This window comes from Falsigemmobacter intermedius (assembly GCF_004054105.1).
In the GTDB taxonomy this organism is placed as follows: Bacteria; Pseudomonadota; Alphaproteobacteria; order Rhodobacterales; family Rhodobacteraceae; genus Wagnerdoeblera; species Wagnerdoeblera intermedia.
Genome location: NZ_SBLC01000037.1, coordinates 1 through 22,210, shown reverse-complemented (window position 1 = coordinate 22,210; position 22,210 = coordinate 1). Strand labels below are relative to the sequence as shown.

23 protein-coding genes are annotated in these 22,210 nt (G+C 62.6%); 19 read left to right on the top strand and 4 right to left on the bottom strand.

The window, feature by feature from the left end:
* The first annotated feature begins 132 nt into the window (after positions 1–132).
* The 4 genes from EP867_RS16375 to EP867_RS16360 all read left to right on the top strand — a co-directional run bounded on the left by EP867_RS16375 (position 133) and on the right by EP867_RS16360 (position 4,023).
* A complete protein-coding gene (locus EP867_RS16375; RefSeq protein ID WP_241656943.1) occupies positions 133–957 on the top strand; it encodes a LysR family transcriptional regulator in 825 nt (274 codons plus the stop codon).
* Between the two features lie 212 nt (positions 958–1,169).
* Entirely contained in the window at positions 1,170–1,925 is a 756-nt protein-coding gene (locus EP867_RS16370) for an SDR family NAD(P)-dependent oxidoreductase (protein ID WP_128490545.1), read from the top strand.
* 185 nt (positions 1,926–2,110) lie between these two features.
* Positions 2,111–2,893 (top strand): SDR family NAD(P)-dependent oxidoreductase, encoded by a 783-nt coding sequence (locus tag EP867_RS16365; protein WP_128490544.1) that lies wholly within the window; start codon positions 2,111–2,113, stop codon positions 2,891–2,893.
* Complete coding sequence (locus tag EP867_RS16360; RefSeq protein ID WP_241656944.1) at positions 2,893–4,023, top strand: C4-dicarboxylate TRAP transporter substrate-binding protein; 1,131 nt, start codon at positions 2,893–2,895, stop codon at positions 4,021–4,023. Before EP867_RS16365 ends, EP867_RS16360 begins: the two co-directional genes overlap by 1 nt.
* Positions 4,024–4,103: 80 nt before the next feature.
* Here the strand turns inward: EP867_RS16360 and EP867_RS16355 are convergent, their stop codons facing one another.
* Positions 4,104–4,871, bottom strand: a complete 768-nt coding sequence (locus EP867_RS16355) for an IclR family transcriptional regulator (protein WP_128490542.1) — start codon at positions 4,869–4,871, stop codon at positions 4,104–4,106.
* 479 nt (positions 4,872–5,350) lie between these two features.
* On the opposite strand from EP867_RS16355, the gene EP867_RS16350 reads away from it, so the two are divergent.
* The 12 genes from EP867_RS16350 (at position 5,351) to EP867_RS16295 (ending at position 16,221) form a co-directional block, all read left to right on the top strand.
* A complete protein-coding gene (locus EP867_RS16350) occupies positions 5,351–6,490 on the top strand; it encodes a C4-dicarboxylate TRAP transporter substrate-binding protein (RefSeq protein WP_128490541.1) in 1,140 nt (379 codons plus the stop codon).
* Between the two features lie 112 nt (positions 6,491–6,602).
* On the top strand, positions 6,603–7,148 hold the full coding sequence (locus tag EP867_RS16345; protein WP_128490540.1) for a TRAP transporter small permease: 546 nt from the start codon (positions 6,603–6,605) through the stop codon (positions 7,146–7,148).
* Positions 7,135–8,442 (top strand): TRAP transporter large permease, encoded by a 1,308-nt coding sequence (locus EP867_RS16340; RefSeq protein WP_128490539.1) that lies wholly within the window; start codon positions 7,135–7,137, stop codon positions 8,440–8,442. The genes EP867_RS16345 and EP867_RS16340 overlap by 14 nt, the downstream gene beginning before the upstream one ends.
* A 211-nt stretch (positions 8,443–8,653) precedes the next feature.
* On the top strand, positions 8,654–9,895 hold the full coding sequence (locus EP867_RS16335; RefSeq protein ID WP_128490538.1) for an LLM class flavin-dependent oxidoreductase: 1,242 nt from the start codon (positions 8,654–8,656) through the stop codon (positions 9,893–9,895).
* Positions 9,892–10,671 carry an alpha/beta fold hydrolase gene (locus EP867_RS16330; protein WP_206616354.1) on the top strand — a complete coding sequence of 260 codons (780 nt, stop codon included), beginning with the start codon at positions 9,892–9,894 and terminating at the stop codon, positions 10,669–10,671. The genes EP867_RS16335 and EP867_RS16330 overlap by 4 nt, the downstream gene beginning before the upstream one ends.
* A 7-nt stretch (positions 10,672–10,678) precedes the next feature.
* Positions 10,679–11,503, top strand: a complete 825-nt coding sequence (locus EP867_RS16325) for an alpha/beta fold hydrolase (RefSeq protein ID WP_128490537.1) — start codon at positions 10,679–10,681, stop codon at positions 11,501–11,503.
* 34 nt (positions 11,504–11,537) lie between these two features.
* Positions 11,538–12,305, top strand: a complete 768-nt coding sequence (locus tag EP867_RS16320; protein ID WP_128490536.1) for an SDR family NAD(P)-dependent oxidoreductase — start codon at positions 11,538–11,540, stop codon at positions 12,303–12,305.
* A 24-nt stretch (positions 12,306–12,329) separates the two neighbouring features.
* Positions 12,330–12,599: a YciI family protein gene (locus tag EP867_RS16315; protein ID WP_128490535.1), complete on the top strand. Its 270-nt coding sequence runs from the start codon at positions 12,330–12,332 to the stop codon at positions 12,597–12,599.
* Positions 12,600–12,650: 51 nt separating this feature from the next.
* Positions 12,651–13,787 (top strand): NADH:flavin oxidoreductase/NADH oxidase, encoded by a 1,137-nt coding sequence (locus EP867_RS16310; protein ID WP_128490534.1) that lies wholly within the window; start codon positions 12,651–12,653, stop codon positions 13,785–13,787.
* Positions 13,788–13,852: 65 nt separating this feature from the next.
* Entirely contained in the window at positions 13,853–14,620 is a 768-nt protein-coding gene (locus EP867_RS16305) for an IclR family transcriptional regulator (RefSeq protein WP_164888911.1), read from the top strand.
* A 453-nt stretch (positions 14,621–15,073) separates the two neighbouring features.
* Entirely contained in the window at positions 15,074–15,736 is a 663-nt protein-coding gene (locus EP867_RS16300; RefSeq protein ID WP_241656942.1) for a cytochrome c oxidase assembly protein, read from the top strand.
* A complete protein-coding gene (locus tag EP867_RS16295) occupies positions 15,733–16,221 on the top strand; it encodes a CopD family protein (RefSeq protein WP_128490531.1) in 489 nt (162 codons plus the stop codon). Before EP867_RS16300 ends, EP867_RS16295 begins: the two co-directional genes overlap by 4 nt.
* On the opposite strand, the gene EP867_RS16290 is transcribed toward EP867_RS16295, so the two are convergent.
* Positions 16,176–16,733, bottom strand: coding sequence for a DUF2231 domain-containing protein (locus EP867_RS16290; RefSeq protein ID WP_128490530.1), 558 nt, complete (start codon positions 16,731–16,733; stop codon positions 16,176–16,178). The genes EP867_RS16295 and EP867_RS16290 overlap by 46 nt on opposite strands.
* A 54-nt stretch (positions 16,734–16,787) precedes the next feature.
* Between EP867_RS16290 and EP867_RS16285 the strand changes: the two genes are divergently transcribed.
* From EP867_RS16285 to EP867_RS16275, 3 genes are read left to right on the top strand one after another with little or no spacing between them, the layout of a single operon-like run.
* Positions 16,788–17,474, top strand: a complete 687-nt coding sequence (locus EP867_RS16285) for a cytochrome c oxidase subunit II (RefSeq protein WP_241656941.1) — start codon at positions 16,788–16,790, stop codon at positions 17,472–17,474.
* Positions 17,471–19,936: a cytochrome c oxidase subunit I gene (ctaD, locus tag EP867_RS16280; RefSeq protein WP_128490528.1), complete on the top strand. Its 2,466-nt coding sequence runs from the start codon at positions 17,471–17,473 to the stop codon at positions 19,934–19,936. The genes EP867_RS16285 and ctaD overlap by 4 nt, the downstream gene beginning before the upstream one ends.
* Positions 19,933–20,268: a hypothetical protein gene (locus EP867_RS16275; protein ID WP_128490527.1), complete on the top strand. Its 336-nt coding sequence runs from the start codon at positions 19,933–19,935 to the stop codon at positions 20,266–20,268. The genes ctaD and EP867_RS16275 overlap by 4 nt, the downstream gene beginning before the upstream one ends.
* Positions 20,269–20,417: 149 nt before the next feature.
* Here EP867_RS16275 and EP867_RS16270 read toward each other — a convergent pair whose 3' ends face one another.
* Both EP867_RS16270 and EP867_RS16265 read right to left on the bottom strand, forming a co-directional pair.
* On the bottom strand, positions 20,418–20,624 hold the full coding sequence (locus EP867_RS16270) for a cold-shock protein (protein WP_128490526.1): 207 nt from the start codon (positions 20,622–20,624) through the stop codon (positions 20,418–20,420).
* A 312-nt stretch (positions 20,625–20,936) separates the two neighbouring features.
* Positions 20,937–22,100, bottom strand: coding sequence for an IS5 family transposase (locus tag EP867_RS16265; protein WP_128490525.1), 1,164 nt, complete (start codon positions 22,098–22,100; stop codon positions 20,937–20,939).
* Positions 22,101–22,210: the final 110 nt, after the last annotated feature.

Below are 22,210 nucleotides of genomic sequence, written 5' to 3'. Positions count from 1 at the left end.
TGATGGCATTTTCATTCGAAATCCTGTAGCAGGGGCTTCACGACACAACAACTTGGCAATGCCACCTGCGCCACCTGACCTATTTCCTTGCCGTGGCCGAGGAACTGCACATGGGGCGCGCGGCGGAGCGGCTTGGGATCGCCCAGCCCCCCCCTGTCGCGGCAGATCAAACAGTTTGAGGGCGAGCTTGGGGTTCTGCTCTTTCACCGTGGCCGCAACGGCCTGTCGCTCACGCAGGCCGGGCAATGGCTGCAAGAGCGCGGGCGTCAGGTCGATACCCTTGTGAAAGAGACAGAGCGCGAGGTATATCGCATCGGCCAGGGCATGGAGGGACGACTTCGCGTTGGCTATGTCGGCTCCTCGGTCTACGGCATTATGCCGACGCTCGTAAAATCCTTCCGCGCCTTTTATCCGGAAATCGAGCTGACGCTGTCTCCGTTGAACAATGATCGCCTGACGAGCGGTTTGATCCGGCGCGAAATCGATCTTGCCATCGCCCGGCCCGAACTGCGCGACAGTGAGATCCTCAGCCGACCGCTTTTGAGCGAGCCGCTGACCCTTTGTGCACCCGATGTGCTTTTCCCGGCCCGCTCGATCGTCCATCCGCGCGAAATTTCCGGCCAGACCCTGATCCTCTATCCCGAATTTCCGCGCCCGAGTTATGCCAATACGGTGCTCGAGGCCTGCCGCACCCACGGCATCGCCATCGGGAAGCAGATCTTCACCATGGACGTCAACACCGCCATCGGCCTCGTCGCGGTGGGAGAAGGCGTGGCGATCGTGCCGCAGTCTGTCGCCTCGATGCAGCGCGGCGGGGTTCGTTTCCACACCTTCAGCCCCTCAATCGGGGAGACGGGCCTGTCCATTAACCACCGCATCGATGACCAGAGCATCCATGTCAGGAACTTCGTCCAGATCGCCCGCACCGTGGCCCGCGATCTGCGCAACCCAGGCTAGGCTGGCAAACTTCGCCCTTGCCGGATCCTGACCGCGCCCATCCTTGCGCCCCCCCCCGGTGCGCAACAGACTGCGCCTGGCTTTTGCGGCCCAATGCGGCGGCGGGTGTTGGCAGAGGCGTCCGGGCGGCGCAGACTGGGGCGCTCAGGCAAGGTCGCGCCACGATGTGACGCGGGGGCCTGAGGCCATCATGAAAGACCAGGGGGGAGACGATGGAGATACGCTTTGACGGCAAAACGATCCTGATTACCGGTGCGGGATCGGGCATCGGTGCGGCCACAGCGCGGGAGCTGGCGGCCAGCGGGGCAGAGGTGGTGCTCTCGGATCTGACCGACACGGCGGCAGAGGGGATTGCCGCAGAGATCCGCGCCTCGGGCGGGCGGGCGCGGGCCTTTGCCGCCGATGTCAGCCGCGCTGATCAGGTGGCGGCGCTGGTTGAGTTCGCGTCCTCAGGACCGGGGGGGCTTTATGGCCTTGTGAACAACGCCGGGATCAGCGGCACCCCGGCGCCGACCGGGGCGCACGACCCCGAGGCCTGGCAGCGGGTGATCGACGTCAATCTTTCGGGCGTCTTTTACGGCATGCGCCACGCCCTGCCGAAGATCGCTGCTGCGGGGGGCGGTGCGGTGGTGAATGTGGCCTCGATCCTCGGCTCGGTCGGCTTTGCCAATTCGGTGGGCTATGTCAGCGCCAAACATGGCGTTGTCGGGGCGACCAAGGCGGCGGCGCTGGAATATGCCACGCAGAATATCCGCATCAATGCAGTGGGCCCGGGCTTCATCCGCACGCCGCTGATTGAGCATCGCCTCAGCGATGACTACCGCCGGAGCCTTGAGGCCCGCCACCCCATGGGCCGTCTTGGCGCCGCAGAAGAGGTGGCGGATCTGATCGTCTATCTGCTTTCCGACCGCGCAGGCTTCATCACCGGGGCCTGCTATCAGATCGACGGCGGCTATACCGCGCAGTAGCGCAGGCTTGACCGACCCCTCTTCGCGTCCACATCATGGCCCAATCTGCCCTGCAGGAGGCGGGCGCAGAGGGGACAGGGTGCGGAAAATTATTTTAACCATCTGATATCTGCGGATAATCACGATTTCAGACCCGCACCTTACCCCTGAAGAATAACCACATTGTGGCGATTTGGGGAGGGATCATGGAACGCAGAGCTTTTATAACCGGCGCGGGCAGCGGTATTGGCCGCGCCTGCGCGCAGCATCTGGCAGAACAGGGGGTTCAGGTCATCTGCGCCGATCTGAACGCTGATGCCGCGCAGCAGACCGCTGAGATGACCGGCGGCCAGGCGGTGGTGGTGGATGTTAGCGATGCCGCCGCCCTTGATGCGCTGGCTGACAGGCTTGAGAGAGAGGGCGGCCCGGTGACCGATGTGGTCGCCTGCGCGGGCGTGTTGCAGCCCTGGGACCGGCCGCATGAGCTGAGCCTTGAGGTCTTTGACCGCGTCGTTGAGGTGGATTTCAAAGGCGTCTTTCTGACTGCGCGGGCCTTTGGGCCGCGCATGGCGCAGCGCGGTTCGGGATCGATTGTAACGATTTCGTCCTGCGCGGCCTTTCGCTCGACGCCGCTGCATGCCTATGGCCCGGCCAAGGCAGCGGTGGTGGCGCTGACCGAGACCCTGGCGGCTGAATGGGGCCGCTCCGGCGTGCGGGTCAACGGCGTCGCCCCCGCCTATACCCTGACGGAGGTGATCGAAGAACAGGCCCGCCAGGGCATGCGCAACCTCTCGGACTTCGGGGCCGATCTGCTGATCGGGCGGGCGATCCGACCGCGCGAAGTGGCGGCGGCCGTGGGCTTTCTGCTGTCGCCCGCAGCTTCGGCGATTACCGGCATCACGCTGCCGGTGGACGGCGGACTTCTGGCTTCGGGCGTCTGGGCCAATTACGGCGGGCCGCGCCCCGCCTATAAGGGAGAGACTCTGTGATGATGAAATCCTGCATTCTGGGCGCCGCGCTGATCCTGGCTGCCCTTCCGGTCAGCGCCCGCGATCTGCGCTATTCCCACGGCTTTGCAGCCTCTTCCGCCGTGGGGGAAGCGGCGGAGGAATTTGCGGCGGCGGTCGCGGAAAAATCCGCAGGTGCGGTGACCTTCCGCATCTTTCCGATGTCGCTGATGACGCTGATTGAGACGGGGCCGGGGGTGCGCGACGGCCTGGCGGATATGGGCTATGTGCTCGCGCCCTATACGCCCTCGGATTACCCCTATTACAGCTTCCTGCATGAGCTTTCGATGTCCATCAATCTGCGCCCCGCCACCGGGCGTGAAAGCCTGGCCTATGCGGGCGCGATGATGGATTACACCTTCAACAACTGTCCGCAGTGTCAGGCAGATTTCGCCGCCCAGAACCAAGTTTACCTGAGCGGTGCCACCTCTTCGGTCTATGCGCTTTTGTGCAACAAGCCCGTGGTGACGCCGGAGGATCTGAAGGGCAAACGTATCCGCGCAGGCAGCCCGAGCTTTTCGCGGCTCTCGGATCATTTCGGCGCCAATGGTATTCAGATGCCTGCCAATGAGGTCTTTGAGGGGCTGAGCCAGAATGTTCTGGACTGCGCCATGCTCTCGGCCCCGGAGCTGACCACCTACAGCCTGAAAGATGTGGTCACCGATATTACCCTGGGGCTCCCCGGCGGCATCTATGCCGGGGCGGCAGTGGGCAATATGAACCTCGACACCTGGCGCGGGCTGAGTGATGCGGATAAGGCGGCGGTCTGGTGGGGGGCCAATGTGCTGTCGGCCGATATCAGCTGGAACTATCATGCCCAGGATGCCGAAAATCTGACAGAAGCGCGCGGGCGCGGCATTCAGATCCATCAGGCCAGCGATGCGCTGATCGCGGAAGTGCGCCGATATACGGCGGAAGATCTGGAGCGCGTGGTGCAGATCTTTACTGACAGCTACGGCCTGCAGGACGGCGCCGCCCATAAAGAGGCGTTCCTCGCGGTTCTGGAGAAATGGTATGGCTTGGTGGAGGGCGTGAACAGCCGCGAGGATCTGCGCGCGCTTTACTGGCAGGAGATCTACGCAAAGATCGATCCGGCCACCTACGCCCGCTGAGCGGGGCTGAGGGTCCGTGGATCACCACCCCCTGCGGGTGGTGATCCGTTTTCGTCACAATATGGCGGATTTTGCGTTGCCTACAGCTCTGCCAGCGTCTCTGAGATCAGATCTGCGGCATCCTGCAGATGGCCCACCACCTCTTCCACCCGGGCGTCGGGCATGCGCTGGCTGAGGGCCGCGGTGGTGACGGCAAAGACCGGGCGACCCCGGACGGAGGGCACCGGCACACCCAGCCCGCGAATGCCGGGGATCGGGACATCCTGAATATCGACATAGCCCAGCCGCGCCATATTGCGCAGCCTTTCGCGAATGTCGTCGCGGCTCAGCACGGCGGCATCGTAAAGCGCCTGGTCGAGGATCTCGTCGATTTCATCTTGGGGAAGTGTGCCCAGAAAGACGGTTCCCGCCGTGCTGATGCCCAGCGGGAAGCGGCTTTGATACTGTTCAAGCCGGACGTGCACCGGATAGCCGCCATAGCACTGAATGACGCAAATGGCTTCATTTCCGGATCTTTTCACCAGATTTGTAGTGTCTCCGGTGATGGCGGCAGTGCGTTCGAGGATCGGGCGGCAGAGCAGGTCTATCTGCTCATGCGCGCCTGCGCCAATGCCAAGTTCTACCGCCACCGGCCCTATGCGGTAACGCCGCGAGGCCTCATCCCGCGCAACGAAACGCTCCTGGACGAGGGCGGCGAGGATGCGCCTGGCCGTGGGCTCGGTCAGCCCGGTAGCCTGTGCCACATCCCGCAGCCGCCGCCCGCCGCCCGGACCATGGGGCAGCGCGCGCATCACCGCCGCGACCCGGGCGATCAGCTGTGTGCCCTGGGGTCCGTCATGTTCTGTCATTGCGAAGACCCTGCCGCTGTTTCAGAAGCACCCCGGCTAAGGGGCAGAGGAAACTTAGAAAGCCTGACGCATTCTGACAATCCACCCGCGGAAAAGTCTCCATAATATGGCTGTTTTTCGCGCCGATGTCCGGAAATGCGGGCGGAGCCGGGATCTTCGCCCCTACCCGCATAGCGGACAGATGCAGCCACTGGGCGGCTTTCACCTCATGGATACTGACCCACCTTGGGGGTGTCAGAATTCTGTCGGCCCCCGGATCGTCTGGCAACCGACCCATGGCCTCAAGACCTTTTATTTACCGCTGATTTACGCGCCTTTTGCAGGGCGGTGCAGAACTTTCTTGACAGGTGCATCTTTCGGCAGGTTCATATCAACATCCACGATGTGAAGCCCGAACCTTGAGGAGGGGGAGGGGCGGGGGACCGTGGTCTGGCCTCAGCGCCCTGTCCCTGATCGTGGCAGCCAACGGGGAGGATAACATGACACGAATTGCACTGACGGGTCTTCTGGCGGGCGCGGCCCTCCTGGGCTCCGGTCTGGCCGCTTCGGCGGATACTTTGAATTACGGCTTCGGCTATCCCGCTGCCTCGACCGTGGGCGTTGCGGCAGAGGCCTATTCTGAGGCGGTGAAAGACCGCTCTCAGGGCGCGGTCGAGATCCGCAACTTCCCGCTCTCGCTGGTGAGCCTGGCCGAAGCAGGGCCGGGCGTGCGCGACGGGCTTGCCGATGTGGCCTATGTGCTGACCGGCCTGCAGCCGGGAGATTTTCCGCGCTATAACCTGTTTCAGGATCTGCAGCTGATCGTGAACAATCAGGCGGCACGCGGCAAAGAAAGCGTGGCCTATGCGGGAGCGGTGATTGAAACCACCATGAACTGCCCGGAATGTCTGAACGAATTTATCGCGCAGAACCAAGTTTATGGCGGCGGCGCGACAAGTTCGATCAATATGGCGCTCTGCACCAAACCGGTGAAGAGCATGGCCGATCTGCAGGGCAAAAAGATCCGCACCAGCCATGCCGTCATCAGCCGCATGCTGACCGATCTGGGCGCGACCCCGGTGTCTTTCCCGGCCAGCGAATCCTATGAGGCGCTGAGCCAGGGCGTGGTCGACTGCACCCAGCTCTCGCTTCCGGAACTGACCAATATGAGCCTTGCAGAGGTCGTGAAGGCGGTAACGCTGGATATGCCGGGCGGTCTGTCCTCAAGCGTGGCGATTGCCAATATCAATCTAGACACCTGGCGGCGCCAGACCGATGAGGGGCGCGCGGCGCTGCTCTGGGGGGCAAGCCAGATTTCGGCCGATATCACCTGGGGGTATCACGCCGATGCGAAATCCAACGTCGAGGTCGCGGAAAAGCACAATGTGACGCTGCTGAACGCAGAGGAAGACGTCATCGCCAAAATGCGCGCCTTCGCAGAAGCCGATCTGCCGAAAACCATCGCTGATTATCAGAGCCGCTATAACATCGCCAATGCGCCGGAAATGGCGGAAAACTTCCAGAAAACCTATACCGCCTGGCTCGACCTGGTGGAGGGGATTGAAGATCGTGACGCGCTGCGCGCGCTCTTCTGGGAGCGTATCTTCTCAAAAGTTGATCCGAAAACCTACGGCATGTGATCCGGCCGCCTGAGAGGCAGCCCGCGCCCCGGCACCGGGGAGTGCTCAGGACCGGCGGCGGCTCATATCCGCAGCCGCCGGTCCTTCCAACCCTGCTCTGCGGTAAGGATCAATGACCCGAATTAATCAATTCATGCGGCGGCTGACCGATATTCTCGGCTGGTTCTCTGCATTGCTTGTGGTGCTTCTCATTCTGCATGTCGGTATGGATGTGGTGATGCGCACCTTCTTTAAAACGCCCCTCGTCGGGACGATCGAGTTCGTTTCCATCTTCTATATGGTGGGTCTGACCTTCCTGCCGCTGGCGCTGGCAGAGCGGTATGACACCCATATCATCGTCGAAGTTCTGACCGAGCTGATGCCGAAGCGCGTGGTGCATGTGCTGATTATTCTGGCCACGCTGCTGATCGTGTTAATCTGCGGGCTGCTTTGCCTGCGCAGCTGGCAGGAGGCCTGGTCGCAGTATCAGCGCGGCTCGACGGTTCTGATCGCGGGGGCGGGCAGTCTTGTCAGCTGGCCGAGCTATTTCGCGCTGCCGGTCGGCTTTGCCGTGGCGGCCTTGACGAGCCTTTGCAAATTCTTCTGCCTGCTGACCGGAACGCCTTTTGGCGAGCCTGCGGGCCTGCCTGCCGGGGAGGGTAGTGATGTCAGAGGTTGAAATCGGGATCACCTTCGTTGCTCTTCTCTTCGGGATGATCCTGATCCGCGTGCCGATCGGATTTGCGCTGATTGCGGTGTCCTTCTGCGGGATCTGGGCACTTCTGGGCTGGCGGATCGCCTGGGGGGCAATCGGAGTGGTGCCCTATCACTTCGCCTCCAACTGGGTGCTGAGTTCGGTGCCGGCCTTCCTCTTCATGGGCTTTTTCTGCTATCACGCGCGGCTGACAGAGGGGTTATTCCATGCCGCCCGGGTCTGGATGTCGGGCCTGCCGGGCGGGCTTGCCGTGGCTTCGGTCTTTGGCTGCGGCGGCTTTGCTTCGGTGACCGGCTCTTCCGTGGCCTGTTCGGCGGCGATGGGGAAAATCGCCGTCCCGGAGATGACGCGCTATGGCTATGACAAGGGGCTCGCCACCGGCTCGGTTGCGGCGGGGGGCACCATCGGAGCGCTGATCCCGCCCTCGCTGATCATGATCTTGTTTGCCGTGATTGCCCAGGCTCCGGTCGGAAAGCTCTTCATGGGCGGTCTGGTGGTGGGTCTGATCACGCTGTTCATCTATGCGGCGCTGATCATCATCCGCGTGAAGATCAACCCCTCGCTCGCGCCGCCGGTGTCTGAATCTTACAGCATGGCGGAAAAGCTGCGGGCGCTGCTTTCGACGCTACCGGTGCTGGCCATTCTCTGCGGCGTCTTTGGCGGGCTTTTTGCCGGGGTCTTTACCCCGACCGAGGCCGGGGCCATCGGGGCGCTTTTGTCGATGGCCGTGGCGGCCCTCAGCGGACGGTTCTCGATTGATGCCCTGCGCAAATCGGCCTTTGAGACGGTCACAACCACGACCGCGCTCATGCTGATTACCATTGGTGCGAGCCTGCTCACGCGGTTTCTGGCGCTCTCGGGCTCGGGCCAGGCGCTGACCTCAGCGATCCTTGCCTTCGGGGCTGAGCCTTTGATGATCATCCTCGGGATCACGCTGATCTATCTGCTGCTGGGCATGTTCCTTGAGCCTGTGGGCTGCATGATGCTGACCCTGCCGGTGGTGCTGCCGCTGATCACCAAATCGGGCTATGAGGTGCTGTGGTTCGGGGTCTTTCTGACCAAACTTCTGGAGATCGGCATGCTGACGCCCCCGATCGGGATGAACGTCTTTGTCATCAAAGGCGTGGTCGAGAAAGACATCTCCCTGGGGCAGATTTTCCGCGGGGTGACCTGGTTCATCGTGGCGGATCTTCTGCTGGTGGCGGCGCTGATCTTCTGGCCCGAGATCGTCACCTGGCTCCCAAAGACTTTCGGCTGATCGCCACATTATGAAGCTACCGAAAGCGGTGCTTCCGGCGCCGTTTTCCAATTCCGCCCATAAATCCTTTTAGATTAACGTTTATGCAGGGTTATTATCCCTCTTGACTGAGAGGCGATACGGCGTAGCATCTAGAAATATCCACAATATGGAGTTGCCGTGGGCGGATCGAGGAGGGTCAACCCGCACCGCAACCCAGGAGGAGGCTCTCATGAAACTTCACTGGTTCGCCGAAGCCAGCTATCCCGATCTGCCAAAGGATTTCCGGGCAAGCGGGGAATCGAGCTGGGTGACCACCTCGACCCGCCATTGTAAGCCCGAGGTCGTGCGCGACATGTCGCAGATGTTCATTCGTCTGATGCAGCAGGCGGACCGTGAGGGCTTTGACGGCCTGGCGATGAATGAACATCACCAGACGCCTTTTGCGCTGACCCCCTCGCCGAACCTGCTGGCGGCGGCACTGGCAAATACCACGGAGCGCGCGGCCATCCTGATCATCGGCGACAGCCTTGCGCTCTATAATCCGCCGATCCGGGTGGCTGAGGAAGTGGCTTGGCTGGACTGTCTGTCGAACGGCCGGGTGATTTCGGGCTTTGTCTTTGGCACGCCGATGGACACGCTTTACTGCTATGGCATCCCGCCGACCGAGCTGCGTGAGCGTTTCCATGAAGCGCGGGGTCTGATCGAAAAAGCCTGGGCTGCGGAAGAACCTTTTGCCTTTAACGGCAAATATACCAAGCTGCGCTATGTGAACCTCTGGCCGAAGCCGGTGCAGAAAAAACCGCCCGTCTGGGTGCCGGGCTCGGGCTCGGTTGAGACCTGGGATCTGGCGCTGCAAAACGACTATTGCTACGGGCAGCTGTCCTTCTCGGGGCTGCATTCGGCCAAGCCGCTGGTCGATGCCTGGTGGGAGCATGCCGCGAAGTCGGGCTATGAAACCAACCCCTTCCAGCTGGCCTTCACGCAGCTGATCTGCTGCGCCGAAACCGATGAAGAGGCAGAGGCGAAATACTCTGAGGCCGTCAAATACTTCTACCGCAACCGCTCAGTTCATCCCGGCTTTGAAAGCGGCCCCGGCTTCCGCACCGAAAAATCGGTCCGCGCCATGGCGAAATATGCCGCGCAGACCAATGAAAAGCTGCCCCCCGAAGAGAAAGCCCGCGCCAATGCCGGCGAGATGGATTTCTGGGATTACGACAAACACGGCTTCATCATCGCCGGCTCGCCCGAGCGCGTGCGCCAGCGCATTGAGGATATGGTGAAAGAGCTGCGCGTCGGCCAGCTGATCGCCTGTCTGCATATGGGCAATCTGGACGAAGAAACGGCAGCGATGAACACGCATCTCATGGCGACCAAAGTCATGCCGCATCTGCGCAATCTGTGGTCGGATTATGAGGACCGCTGGACGCCCCAGGCGGTTCAAAACGCGCGCAAACTCTCGGAGGTGGCATGATGCGGATGGTACAGTCAGACGTTCTTTCGACCCCGCTGCGCGCCTGGACCGGCGGCAGTGCGGGGGCGCGCGCCGTGGTGTTCCTTCATGGGTTTGAGCAGCACCCCGGTGCCGCCCCCTGGCTTGAGAAACTGGCGCAAAGCCGCCCCGTCTATGCCCCCGAAGCGCCGGGTTTCGGCGGCTCGGCTCATCCGGCGGATCTCGTCGATATGCAGGATCTGGTGCTGCATTACCGCGCCCTTCTGACCCCGCTGGTGGCAGAACATGGGCGGGTGGATCTGGTCGGTCACAGCCTTGGCGGCATGTTTGCGGCTGAGATTGCCATTGCCTGCCCCGATCTGGTCGAACGCCTGGTGCTGGTCAATGCCTATGGCCTCTGGTCGGATGATCTGCCCCAGCCCGATGTCTTCGTCATGCCGCAGTCGGAGTTCAACGGCGCGAAATGGGCCGATCCGGCACAGGCCGCGCTTGAGACCAACAGCTTTGACGGGCCGGAACAGAACTATGTCTACTACCGCAGCGCCAATCTGGGCGCGGCCTCGCGCTATATGTGGCCGCTGGCTGATCGCGGGCTGGCGCGGCGTCTGAAATATCTCCGCCAGCCGGTTCTGGTGCTGCACGGCACTGCTGATGGCCTGGTGCCCGAAGGCTATGCGGATCTCTGGGCAGAAAAGATTTCCGGCGCGCGGGTCGAGAAAATCCCCGGTGCCGGGCATCTGCCGATGGTGGAAGCCGAAGGGGCTTTCCTTGCCGCTCTGCAGCGCTTTCTGGACTGAGGGCGCCATGGAGATTGAGAGCGGAACGGCGAAGGTCAACGGAACGGAACTTTACTATGAGATCGGCGGCACCGGCCCGACCCTGGTCCTGATCTCGGGCCTTGGGCAGAATGCGCTGGCCTGGAACACGGTGGTGGCGGCCTTTCGCAAAGACTACCGGGTGCTGGTGTTTGACAACCGTGGCACCGGGCGCTCGGCGGTGCCGCCGGGGCCCTATAGCATCGACCAGATGGCGGATGATACCGCAGCCCTGATCCGTCATCTCGGGATCGGTCCGGTGGCGGTGGTGGGCTGGTCGATGGGCGGCTCGATCCTGCAGTCGCTGCTGATCCGCCATGGCGATCTGCTGCGGGCGGGGGTGCTGCTCAATGCGCTGCCGAATTACACGAAGGTGCAGCATTACTGGCTCGACGGGCTGATTGCGCTGCGCCGCTCGGAGGCACCGCCGGAGGCGAAGGTGGCGCTGTCGATGCCCTGGGCGATCTCATCGCTGGTGCTGGCCGATCATGAGCGCACCGCCGAATGGGTGCAGCATGTGCTGGCCAATCCCTGGCCCACCACCAACAACGGCTTTGAAGCCCAGGCGGCGGGTCTGCGCGTCTATGACAGCCTGCCGCATCTGGGGCAGGTCTCCACCCCCGCGCTGGTGCTGGTCGGAGCCGATGATGTGCTGACGCCGGTGGCCCAGGCCAGTCAGATCGCCCGGGCCATTCCGGGTGCCGATCTGGAGGTTATGGGCAAGGGCGGGCACAGCATGGTGCTCGATTATCCGCAGGATGTGCACCGCATCATTACCACCTGGCTCAGCCGGAACGATCCGGCCTCCCGCTGAGCGCGGGGGCTAAGCGCTTTTTCATGGAGACATCATGCTGTTAGATCAGAAAATCGCCGTGATCACCGGTGGCGCCAGCGGACAGGGGCTGGCCTCGGCGCGGGCCTTCCTGCGCGAGGGGGCCAGGGTGGTCATCCTGGACTGGAACGCCGAAACCGGGGCCGCGGCGCTGCGTGAGTTGTCCGAACTCGGGCCCGTGCGCTTCCTGCACTGCGATCTCGGCGTTGAAGAGCAGGTGGTGTCGGCCTGCGCCGACATCCTGGCCCATGAGGGCGTGCCGGATGTGCTCTTTAACAATGCGGGCATCGGGTATTCAGAGACCGGGCGCTATCCGATGGTGTCGATTTTCGACACCACGCTGGAGAACTGGAACAACATCCTGCGGATCAATCTGACAGGCGCGTTCCTGATGACCCGCGAACTGGGCCGCGCCATGGCCGCGCGCGGCACCGGCGGGTCGATCATCTTCAACGCCTCGATCGCCGGGATTGTGGGGCAGCCGAATATTGACGCCTATACCGCCTCAAAAGGCGCGCTGGTGGCGCTGACCCGGGCGCTGGCCAATACGCTTGGCGCGCAGAAGATCCGCGTCAATGCCATCTGCCCCGGCGCGATTGATACGCCCATGCTGGCTCCGGCGCTGAAAAACAGCGGCGTGGTTGAACGGCTGGAGCAGACCCCCCTGAAGCGGATCGGCCAGCCCGAAGATATTGCCGGCCTTGCACTTTATCTCGGCTCGGATCTTTCTGCCTTTGTGACGGGGCAGATCATCGCCTGTGACGGCGGCCGCAGCGCCATCTAAACTTTCATCTCACCGGAGACTGACATGCTCTTTGTCTGCACCAGTAAATATCAAAAAGAGATCACCCCGGAGGTTCTGACAGAGCACCGCGACTGGCTGAACGGGCTGATCGCGGAAGGCGTGGTTTATTCCGCCGGACGTCTGGCCGCGGGCGGGGGCGGGCTTCTGGTGATGCGCGCCGCCGATCAGGCAGAGGCCGAAGCCATCCTCGCCGCCGATCCCTTCAGCCGTGACGGGATCTCGGTTTACACCCCCGTCGGCTATAACCCCACCCTTGGCAGCCTGCAGGGCTGAGCCTGACTTCCGGCCCCGGGGCGGGGCCGGGACTGACCGGAAGGAATGCTGATGTCTGCCCTTTTCTCGCCGCTGACCCTGCGCGGGCTTACGCTGAAGAACCGCCTCGTGATCTCACCCATGTGCCAGTATATGGCGCGGGATGGTCTCGCCGGTGACTGGCATCTCGTTCAATACGGCCGCCTTGCCGTGGGCGGTGCGGGGCTGGTCTTTGTTGAAGCCACCATGGTGAGCGAAGAGGGCCGGGCCACCATGGGCGATCTGGGCATCTGGTCGGATGACCAGGTGCCGGGTCTGAAGCGGATTGTGGATTTCGTGCAGGCCCAGGGCGCGGCCGTAGCTTTGCAGCTTGGTCATGCCGGGCCCAAAGGCTCTGCGCAGCGGCCCTGGCACGGCATGGGGCCTTTGACCGAGGGTGATCTTGAGGCTCGCGGCGAAGCGCCATGGCCGATGATCGGCCCGACGGCCGATCCGGCGGGCCCGGGATTTGCCACGCCCAAAGCCATGACAGAGGCAGATATCGCGGCGCTGCGTGCGGCCTATATCGCCGCCGCCGGGCGGGCGCTGGCGGCGGGTTTTGATGTACTGGAGCTGCATGCAGCCCATGGCTATCTGCTGCACCGGTTCCTGTCGCCGCTGACCAATACCCGCAGCGATGCCTGGGGCGGCGATCTGGCCGGGCGCATGCGCCTGGTGCTCGAGATTGCGCGCGATCTGCGCGAGGCCTGGCCCGCGGATAAGCCGCTTTTCGTGCGGATTTCGGCGGATGATTACGCAGAGGGCGGCTGGACCGGCGCGGATAGTGTGACGCTGGCACGGGCGCTGAAGGACTGCGGCGTTGATGTGGTGGACTGCTCCTCGGGCGGTATCGCGGGCAGTGCGACCAACGGGCGGCTGCCACGCGGCCCGGGTTTTCAGGTACCCTATGCCGAAGCTGTGCGCAAAGAGGCCGGGCTTGCCAGCATGGCGGTGGGGCTGATCCTGACCCCGGAACAGGCGGAGGCCATCATCGCAGAGGGGCGTGCCGATCTGGTGGCAATCGGGCGCGAGGCGCTGGTCAATCCCAACTGGCCGCTGATGGCGCGCGAAAAGCTTTGTGGCGGGGCAGCGGACTTCTCGGAATGGCCCGCGCCGCATGGCTGGTGGCTGGACAAGCGGGCGGCGATTTTGCAAAGTCTGGGCCTCTGAGCGCCCTGTGCGGCGGCTCGCTGAAGGGCGCGGCTCCGCGACTGATTTTTATTCCGGAGGCCGTGATGGCTGTGTCAGAACCGCCCCAGGGCGCTCAGCTGATTTCCCGCGCGGCCGATATCCTGCGCGCCATTCCCCGCGGCACGCCGGGAGGGCGGCGACTGCGTGATATTGCGCAGTCCACCGGGCTCACAGAACCTACGGTGCGGCGCATCCTCATGGCGCTGATCCATGAGGGGTTCGTCGTCCAGGACCCTGCGGAAAAGCGCTATCGCCTGGGGCCGCTGGCCTTTGAACTGGGGCTGGCGTCCGGGTTTCACAGTGAGCTGGTGACCTTTGCCCAGCCGCATCTGATGGCCCTTGCGGCCGATACCGGCATGACGGCGGTGCTGGGGGCGCGGGCGCGCAATGAAAGCGTCAGCATCAGCATGGCTGACGGCGATGTGGATATTTCCGACATCATGACCCCGGTGGGAGAGCGTCTGCCGCTGGGCGTCGGTGTGGGCGGTGTGGCGCTGCTGGCAGAGATGCGCGACGCCGAAATCGATGAGGTGCTGACCTCTGTCAACCTTGAGGCGGGATCGATCAATGAGGCCGAGATCCGCCGTCGTGTCGCGGCTGCGCGGGCGGCAGGCTATGCCGATATCTCAGACCTGCCGCTGGCGGGACTGCGGGGCATTGCGGCCACTGTGCCGGGTCGCAAAAGCACACCGGGTCTTTATCTTGCGCTGGTCTCGAGCACCGAGCGCATGGCCCGCAGCCAGACGGACCGCATCGTCGATATCCTGCAGATGACCGCAAAGCGGCTCGGCGCGGCGCTGGATCTCAAGTAAACTATTGCTGCCAAAGCAATTGGGCGCCCGCACATGTCCGGCAGGATGCTCTCAATCGATGGTATGCGCTTTCAGCCGCCGGGTTCGACCGGGGTTTCCTGATCCCTGCGGCAGCCCTTACTCTGCCACCATTTCGCTTTGCCCTCGCCAGACCGCATCAGTTTCAGCATGGCCCGGATCGCTCGGGCCATAGGGTTCGTCAGTGCGCCTGCAGCCACTTTTTCAGGTTTTACCGCCGGATTCGGCGGGAAAAACCAACCAACCGAGGAAGCAATCCGCCATCCGGTCCCGCGCGATCGTGATGGAGCGGCCTGAGGAAGGAAACCTTAAGCCGTTTCACCCGTTCTCCCATAGGACAACCACAGGCAGCAGCAGGAGGCAGTGTCTATGTCAGGAGAAGCGCAGGCACAGTCCGTCCCCTATTGCGGCCCGGCGCCAGGGCCTGAGGCGGTCTTGAGCAGCTGGAACACTGACCCCGCGCTGCTGATGGCGCTTGCGGCTGGGCTGATAGCGGGGCTCACGTATTCAAATCGGCGCGGGGTGTTCCTGCTGGCCTGGGGCATGATGGTTCTGGCCTTTGTCTCACCGCTCTGTGCGCTGAGTTCAGCGTTCTTTGCCGCCCGGGCGCTGCATCACATTGTGATCCTTGGCGTCATCGCCCCCTGCCTCGCCATCGCTTTGCCGCTCAGGGGGGGTGGCGCCGCGCCCGCATTTGCTGTCAGCCTACTGGCGCTGATCGCCTGGCATCTGCCGGTTGTCTATTCGGCCGCCTGGAACAGCGCGGTGGTCTATTGGCTGATGCAGGGCCTTTTGCTGCTTCCGGCCTGGGGGTTCTGGTCGGCGGCACTGGCAGCCGACCGCAACGAAGAAGGGTTTGCAATCGCCGCAATGATCGGCGCGCTCGCCGGGGTCATGGGGCTGATCGGCGCGGTTCTCACCTTCTCAACCCAGCCGCTTTACAGTGAGCATCTTACCGCGACGCTGGCCTTTGGTGTCGATCCCCTGTCTGATCAGCGGGCCGCCGGGCTTTTGATGTGGGTGCCAGGCCTGCTGCCCACGGGGATCCTTGCGGCTCTGCTGGCGCGGCGGACATGGGCGCGGGGGCTTGCAGCATGATCGCTGCGCTGAAGTTTCTGCATATCGCGGGGCTCGCCTCATGGTGCGCGGCGCTGATCGCTTTGCCGCTTCTTTTGCGGGGCTATAGTGGTGCAATCGGGCAAAGAGAGTTTGAGCGGTTCAGGCTGCTGACCCATATTGGCTATATCGGATTTGCCACACCTGCCGCGCTGATCACGGTGGCCGCAGGCACGGGGCTTATTTTCTCAGCCGGGGTCTTTGCGCCATGGTTGCTCATCAAACTGGGCTTTGTGGCCGCGATGGTCCTGGTCCATGCGTGGTTCGGCCATATGATCCAGCGCTCAGGCGAGGAAAAGCGGGGGCACTGGCGTGCAGGACCGCTTCTGGGGCTGACTGTCGTTTTACCCCTGATGGCCTTGGTCCTGGGGCTGGTTCTGGTGAAACCAGACGCAGCCGCCCTTCTTGATCTGATCCCGGATCAGTTTTTATCGCCGCGCATCTCCGATGCGGGAGCTGCGCCGTGATCGGGGCCTTCCGCCTGGGTGCCCAGCCCGTAGTCAAAGACCAGCTTGCCACCGTGCCAGCCGGTCATGCCCGTCATCCCGGTCGCCAGCAGCGAGGCAAGGAAGCCGAAGGGCAAAACGGCGGCGACCGGATCCTGCAACCGCAGACCCCAGTTGAGGCCGAGAACCGAAAGCAGCATCACTGCCAGAATGAAATGCGTCCAGCTTGCGGCCCGGATGCGAATGCCCGGGACCAACAGCAGCTCTGCTGTGCCCGCTGCACCGGCCAGCAGGCCCATGAAAAAGCCCACTCCCGCTGCCCAGAGCGCCACGCGCGGCCAGAACAGATCCCCTGCCCACCAGTAAAGCGCGTCTGCCCCGAGAGTGCAGACACAAAGCGCGATGGGAAAGGTTACCAACATGGCATGGATCGGGTGACCGGCCACCGCGATTTTGGATTCAGTGCGATGAAAGCTGCGGTGTTCGTGGATCGGATCGCGCAGACGGCGACGGAACCTTTTGGGCTGGGGCATGACAGGTTGCTCTCCTCAGGGCATCAGGCGCGTTCCGCCGCCCTGATAAAACGGGTGGCAGCGCGGCTGGTTCCACTTCCGGTGGTGGCGCTGCTGGCGGGCTGTCGCGGCCCGCTCTCAACGCTTGAGCCGATGGGACCGGCAGCCAGTGAAATCGCGCAGCTTTGGTGGGCCATGCTGATCGGCTCAGCCCTGATCACGCTTCTGGTCATGGGGCTGGTGTGGCGCGGATTCTCAAGCCGTAGCGCGGAAGGCCCGTCAGAAGGGTTCTGGACCCGCTGGATGGGCCTGGGCTTTACACTCACCATCCTGGTGCTTGTGGTCGGAGCCGGGATCCGCACCGGAGAGCGGATGCAACCCCATCCCTCCGTCGATGTTGTGCGGGTCGAGGCCATCGCCCGCCAGTGGGAGTGGCGCTTTCGTCAGCCCGGAGCGGACGGAGAACTGATCGAGACACGGGCGCGGCTATACATCCCCGCCGGTCGGCCGGTTGATGTGGTGATCCGATCCGAAGATGTGATCCATGCCTTCTGGGTCCCGCAGCTTGCGGGCAAAATGGATGCCGTTCCGGGGCGGGAGAATGTTTTGCGTCTGCAGGCGGATGCGCCCGGAATCTATCAGGGACGATCGGCCGAATTTTCCGGCGTGGGCTTCGCCGGGATGGTCTTCGAGGTCGTCGCCTGGGAGGGACAGCCTCCCGCTTTCATGGACAAAGACCCGGACGAAGGGACGACCGAATGACCGAGCCGCAGCCCAACCCGCCGCAATCCGCCCTGCGCCTGCACCGTGAACTGAGTGAGGTCTGGGGCCGCCCCTCCGGGCTGCGCGGTGTGCTGATCTCGGTCAATCACAGCGAGTTGGGCCTGCGCTTTATGATCGCGGCCTTTCTCTTCTTTGCCATTGCCGGATGCCTGGCCATGCTGATCCGGGCGCAGCTGGCCACGCCCGGTGGCGCTTTCCTCGACACCGCGCTTTATAACCAGTTCTTCACCATGCACGGCAGCCTGATGATGTTCATGTTTGCCGTTCCGCTGCTGGAGGGCCTGGGCATGTATCTGTTGCCGAAGCTGCTTGGCAGTCGCGATCTGGCCTTTCCGCGTCTCTCCGCCTTTGGCTGGTGGTGCTATTTCTTCGGCGGGCTGATCCTGCTGAGCGCGCTGGCGGCAGGGGTCGCCCCGGATGGCGGCTGGTTTATGTATACGCCGCTCAGCTCAAAAACCTACAGCCCCGGAATCAATGCCGATGTCTGGCTTCTGGGCATTACCTTTGTTGAGATTTCCGCCGTCGCCGCCGCCGTTGAGATTACGGTCACTGTCCTGAGACTGCGGGCGCCGGGGATGAAGCTGACGCAGATGCCGCTCTTTGCCTGGTATATGCTTGGCACCTCAGCGATGATGCTGGTGGGCTTTCCTCCGCTGATCCTGGCCTCGATCCTGCTGGAACTTGAACGTGCATTCGGATGGCCGTTTTTTGATGTCACCCGTGGCGGTGATCCGCTGCTCTGGCAGCATCTTTTCTGGCTCTTTGGCCACCCGGAGGTTTATATCATCTTCCTGCCCGCAGCCGGGGCGATCTCAACCATTCTTCCGGTGATGGCGCGCACGAAGATCCTTGGTTATGGCGCGATCGTCTCGGCCATCCTCGGGCTCGTGTTTTTGTCCTTCGGCCTGTGGGTGCATCACATGTTCACCACCGGCATTCCCCATATGGCACTGGCGTTCTTTTCTGCGGCCTCAGCGCTCGTGGCGGTGCCAACGGCGGTTCAGATTTTCGCCTGGATCGGCACGCTGTGGAAAGGCCGTCCGGAAATGAAGCTGCCGATGCTGCATCTGATGGGCTTTTTCTCAACCTTTGTCATGGGCGGACTGACCGGCGTTATGCTGGCCATCGTGCCTTTTAACTGGCAGGCGCATGACACTGCCTTCGTGACGGCGCATCTGCATTACGTTCTGATTGGTGGCTTTGTATTTCCGATGATGGCCGCCGCCGTCTATTGGATGCCGCTGTTTACCGGAAGGTCTGCGCTGCGCGGGCCTGGCGTTATGGCCTTCTGGATGATCCTGATCGGCTTTCACGGCACGTTTTTTCTGATGCATCTGACCGGGCTGATGGGAATGGCGCGGCGCATCAGCAGCTATCCGGATAATCCCGAATGGATCTGGCTGAACCTCTCCAGTTCGTTCTTCAGCTTCATCATGGCGGCAGGATTTGCGCTTTTTGCGCTCGATCTTCTTCTGCAATGGCTCTTCGGGCCGCGCGCGCGCCGAAATCCCTGGGGGGCCGGGACGCTGGAATGGGCCATGCCACTGCCCGCGCCCGATTACAATATCGCCTCCCTCCCCCTGCCCGGCCAGTCTGCGCTTGAGATTGCGAGAGGGGAAGGCCTTTTACCGGGGGCCCCGCGCGGGCGTCGTGAGGTCCTGGTGGTTGAGGCCCTCAGCGGGGCGCCGCGCCATGTGGCCATCCTGCCCGGCAACAGCGCCCTGCCGATCCTGAGCGCCTCTGTCATCGGCGGTTTTGTCCTTCTGATGCTGGGCGGACTCTATGCTGTTGCCGCATCTGCGCTCGTGGTGGTGACGGCTGTATTGTGGCAATGGCAGCGCTGGATGGGCAGTGCGCGCAGCGAAGATCTGATCGCCGCGGCCCCCGGTCTATTTCTTCCCGTTCATCATGAGGTGCCCGACAGCCTCGCCCGCAGCGGTCTGGTCTGCCTGCTGATCGCCAATGCTTCACTTTTCGGCTGTTTCCTGTTTTCCTTGGGCTTTTTGTCCGTCATTGCACCGAACTGGCCGGCCCCTCCATCTGAATTGGCCAAGGCGAGTGGCCTGATTCCAGCCGCCATTCTGGTCATATCCCTGCTGCTCGCCGCCCTGCTTGCCAGAATGAAAGAAGCGGCGGGTGCGCTGATGGCGCTGCCCGCTTTGCTTGCCGCACTCGCCGCGGCAGGCGCGCTGGCGACAGTCCTGGATGATCCGGGCGCCCATGCCCGCAATGCGCTGCGGGCGGCCGCAGTTGGCTATATTGCGCTGCATTGCGTGATCTCTGCCCTGCTGGCGGCGCTCTGCGTGCTGCAGCGCCGGGACGGGCGGATTGCCCGGGGCAGAACAGGGGCCGCCCCGATCTGGCGCATCTGGCAGGATTACACCACCGTCACCGCCCTTGTTCTGATCGCAACGGTGGCCCTTCAGGAGGGATTTTTATGAGCTGGCCGGTACAGGCACTCCTGGGGCCCGGCCTTTGGGCGCTGGCTTTCGCGGGGATCTATTCCCTTCACGGTGTCGGCTGTGCCTGGGGCTGGCCCGCCAGACCCGCGCCTTTGGGAGATCTTCAAAGCTTCACGCTGATCTCTCTCTGGCTGATCGCACTGATCGGCGCGGCCCTGATCCTGTGGCGCAGCCCTGAAGGGAAAGGCATTAGCGGAGATATCGTCAAAGCGGGGGGCTGGATCGGCCTTGTCTCGACCGCATTGACGCTCTTTCCCGTCCTGGGCCTGAGCGGCTGTGAACTGACAGCGGGGATAACAGGCATTGAATAAACGGCGTTACATATAAAGAAAGCCCGGAGATCCTTTGGATCTCCGGGCTTTAACTCTCCTGCCCGACCACAACTAGTGTGGTCTGTCCTGAAAGAAGCCTTCAGGCGGGATCAGACGTGCTGATCCGCAGGGCAGGATAAATCTTTGTCTCAGGCGAGACGAACGTTGCCAGCCGATTCACGACCGTCACGGCCGGTTTCGATGTCGAACGAGATCTGCTGACCTTCGGTCACGCTGCGGATGCCTGCGCGCTCGAGAGCCGAGATGTGCAGGAAAACGTCGTTCTTGCCGCCTTCCGGAGCGACGAAGCCGAAGCCTTTGGTTGCGTTAAACCATTTCACGGTGCCCATAGCCATCGTGGAGTTCCTTTTCTAAACGCCACCCGCAAAATGCGATGGCCCGGCAAGCGCGATGATCGAGAACTGCGCCGAAAGACCAGGCCCAAAAAACGTAACTGCAAATACAAGATACGCTTTCAGCCCGTCGATAACAAGAGGAAATGAGAAATAAACTCTGACCCCGCGCGAAATTCCGCGAAGCCGGTGTGTCCTTAACAGGGTGCTGATTTAGTCTCGGGCTGAGGACATTGTCCTTTGCTGTTCGAAGACGCCGGTTTGTTCATCTGGTTTTGCTGGCGTGTTTGGCCTGCTCGTAACGCCATTTTCGGTTCATTCTGCGAGCAGCCTCGGCAGTCTGGCCAGATTTCCTGCGGCAAGCGTCATGATGAAGCGGGCACGTGCGCGTTCGATACCTCGAAAGGCGGTTTGGGCGGCACCCCCGACGGTTTTGGCCCAGCCGAAAGCCTCTTCGATACGTTTGCGATGCCGGAGAGACAAGGCGTAGCCGTTGTGACGGGTGGTGCGCCCATCGATGGCGGAATAGCGCGACTTCTGCGCGATATGCGGGGTGACACAGGCTTGGCGCAGGTCGGCAACGAACTCTGCCGCATCATAGCCCTTGTCGGCGCCGAGCGTCAGCCGCCGTGTCGAGCCCGGCGAATGGCGGTGGATCATGTCGATCGCGGCCTGCCGCTCGGCCCGACCGGTCGCAGGCGTCAGGTCCGCCTGAACAATCAGGCCGCTGCGGTTCTCCATAAGACCATGGCCGATGAAACACAGCGCGGCACCTGCGCCGGGTGCCTTCTTGTAAAGCCGCGCATCCGGATCCGTTGTCGAAGCGTGGGTTGCATTCGAGCGCTTCTCGCCCCTGAAGTCGACTTCGGCATTGCGGGGAGTGGGTTGGGTGCGGGGCATCGGATCGGACTCGGTCGTGGTGGGCTGGTCATTGGCGGCAGTGTCAGACTTTGGCGGATCGCCGGGATCATCATCGCCCTGCGTTCCTTCGGTCTTTGGCCGGAAGCTCTTCATCGACGCCCAGGCTTTGACCAGCGTGCCATCAACCGAGAAGTGCTCGTCCGACAGAAGCGGCTTCACTTCGCGATGGGCAAGGATCGCCGCCATGACCTTGCGTGACATCTCGGTGTTCAACAGACGGTCACGGTTCTTTGTGAACACCGTCGGCACCCAGACCGGGTCATCAATCCCAAGACCCACAAACCACCGGAACAACAAGTTATACTGCATCTGCTCCATCAACTGACGCTCGGACCGGATAGAAAACAGGATCTGGATCAGGCTGGCCCGGATCAGTCGCTCCGGTGCGATCGAAGGCCGGCCGAAGTCGGTATAAAGCGTTGCAAACACCTCATCCAGGCTGGCCAGTGCGGCATTCACCACCTGCCGGATCTTGCGCAGAGGATGGCGCGCAGGGATCCGCGCTTCAAGATCGATATAGCTGAACAGCGACCCGCTCGTCTCGTCACTTCCCCGCATGATCACCCCAGCATGTTATCTGCAAAGGGTGAACCATGTTCCGCAATCCGCGTCCAGGCCCGACTATTTCAGCACCCTGCTCTCATGATCGCCGTCAACAAATTTGTCAT

Bases quoted from the DNA above. Each gene is read 5' to 3' on its own strand.
- EP867_RS16370 (WP_128490545.1), top strand. From the start codon at position 1,170: ATGGAGATACGCTTTGACGGCAAAACGATCCTGATTACCGGTGCGGGA.
- EP867_RS16365 (WP_128490544.1), top strand. From the start codon at position 2,111: ATGGAACGCAGAGCTTTTATAACCGGCGCGGGCAGCGGTATTGGCCGC.
- EP867_RS16360 (WP_241656944.1), top strand. From the start codon at position 2,893: ATGATGAAATCCTGCATTCTGGGCGCCGCGCTGATCCTGGCTGCCCTT.
- EP867_RS16355 (WP_128490542.1), bottom strand. From the start codon at position 4,871: ATGACAGAACATGACGGACCCCAGGGCACACAGCTGATCGCCCGGGTC.
- EP867_RS16350 (WP_128490541.1), top strand. From the start codon at position 5,351: ATGACACGAATTGCACTGACGGGTCTTCTGGCGGGCGCGGCCCTCCTG.
- EP867_RS16345 (WP_128490540.1), top strand. From the start codon at position 6,603: ATGACCCGAATTAATCAATTCATGCGGCGGCTGACCGATATTCTCGGC.
- EP867_RS16340 (WP_128490539.1), top strand. From the start codon at position 7,135: ATGTCAGAGGTTGAAATCGGGATCACCTTCGTTGCTCTTCTCTTCGGG.
- EP867_RS16335 (WP_128490538.1), top strand. From the start codon at position 8,654: ATGAAACTTCACTGGTTCGCCGAAGCCAGCTATCCCGATCTGCCAAAG.
- EP867_RS16330 (WP_206616354.1), top strand. From the start codon at position 9,892: ATGATGCGGATGGTACAGTCAGACGTTCTTTCGACCCCGCTGCGCGCC.
- EP867_RS16325 (WP_128490537.1), top strand. From the start codon at position 10,679: ATGGAGATTGAGAGCGGAACGGCGAAGGTCAACGGAACGGAACTTTAC.
- EP867_RS16320 (WP_128490536.1), top strand. From the start codon at position 11,538: ATGCTGTTAGATCAGAAAATCGCCGTGATCACCGGTGGCGCCAGCGGA.
- EP867_RS16315 (WP_128490535.1), top strand. From the start codon at position 12,330: ATGCTCTTTGTCTGCACCAGTAAATATCAAAAAGAGATCACCCCGGAG.
- EP867_RS16310 (WP_128490534.1), top strand. From the start codon at position 12,651: ATGTCTGCCCTTTTCTCGCCGCTGACCCTGCGCGGGCTTACGCTGAAG.
- EP867_RS16305 (WP_164888911.1), top strand. From the start codon at position 13,853: ATGGCTGTGTCAGAACCGCCCCAGGGCGCTCAGCTGATTTCCCGCGCG.
- EP867_RS16295 (WP_128490531.1), top strand. From the start codon at position 15,733: ATGATCGCTGCGCTGAAGTTTCTGCATATCGCGGGGCTCGCCTCATGG.
- EP867_RS16290 (WP_128490530.1), bottom strand. From the start codon at position 16,733: ATGCCCCAGCCCAAAAGGTTCCGTCGCCGTCTGCGCGATCCGATCCAC.
- ctaD (WP_128490528.1), top strand. From the start codon at position 17,471: ATGACCGAGCCGCAGCCCAACCCGCCGCAATCCGCCCTGCGCCTGCAC.
- EP867_RS16275 (WP_128490527.1), top strand. From the start codon at position 19,933: ATGAGCTGGCCGGTACAGGCACTCCTGGGGCCCGGCCTTTGGGCGCTG.
- EP867_RS16270 (WP_128490526.1), bottom strand. From the start codon at position 20,624: ATGGCTATGGGCACCGTGAAATGGTTTAACGCAACCAAAGGCTTCGGC.
- EP867_RS16265 (WP_128490525.1), bottom strand. From the start codon at position 22,100: ATGCGGGGAAGTGACGAGACGAGCGGGTCGCTGTTCAGCTATATCGAT.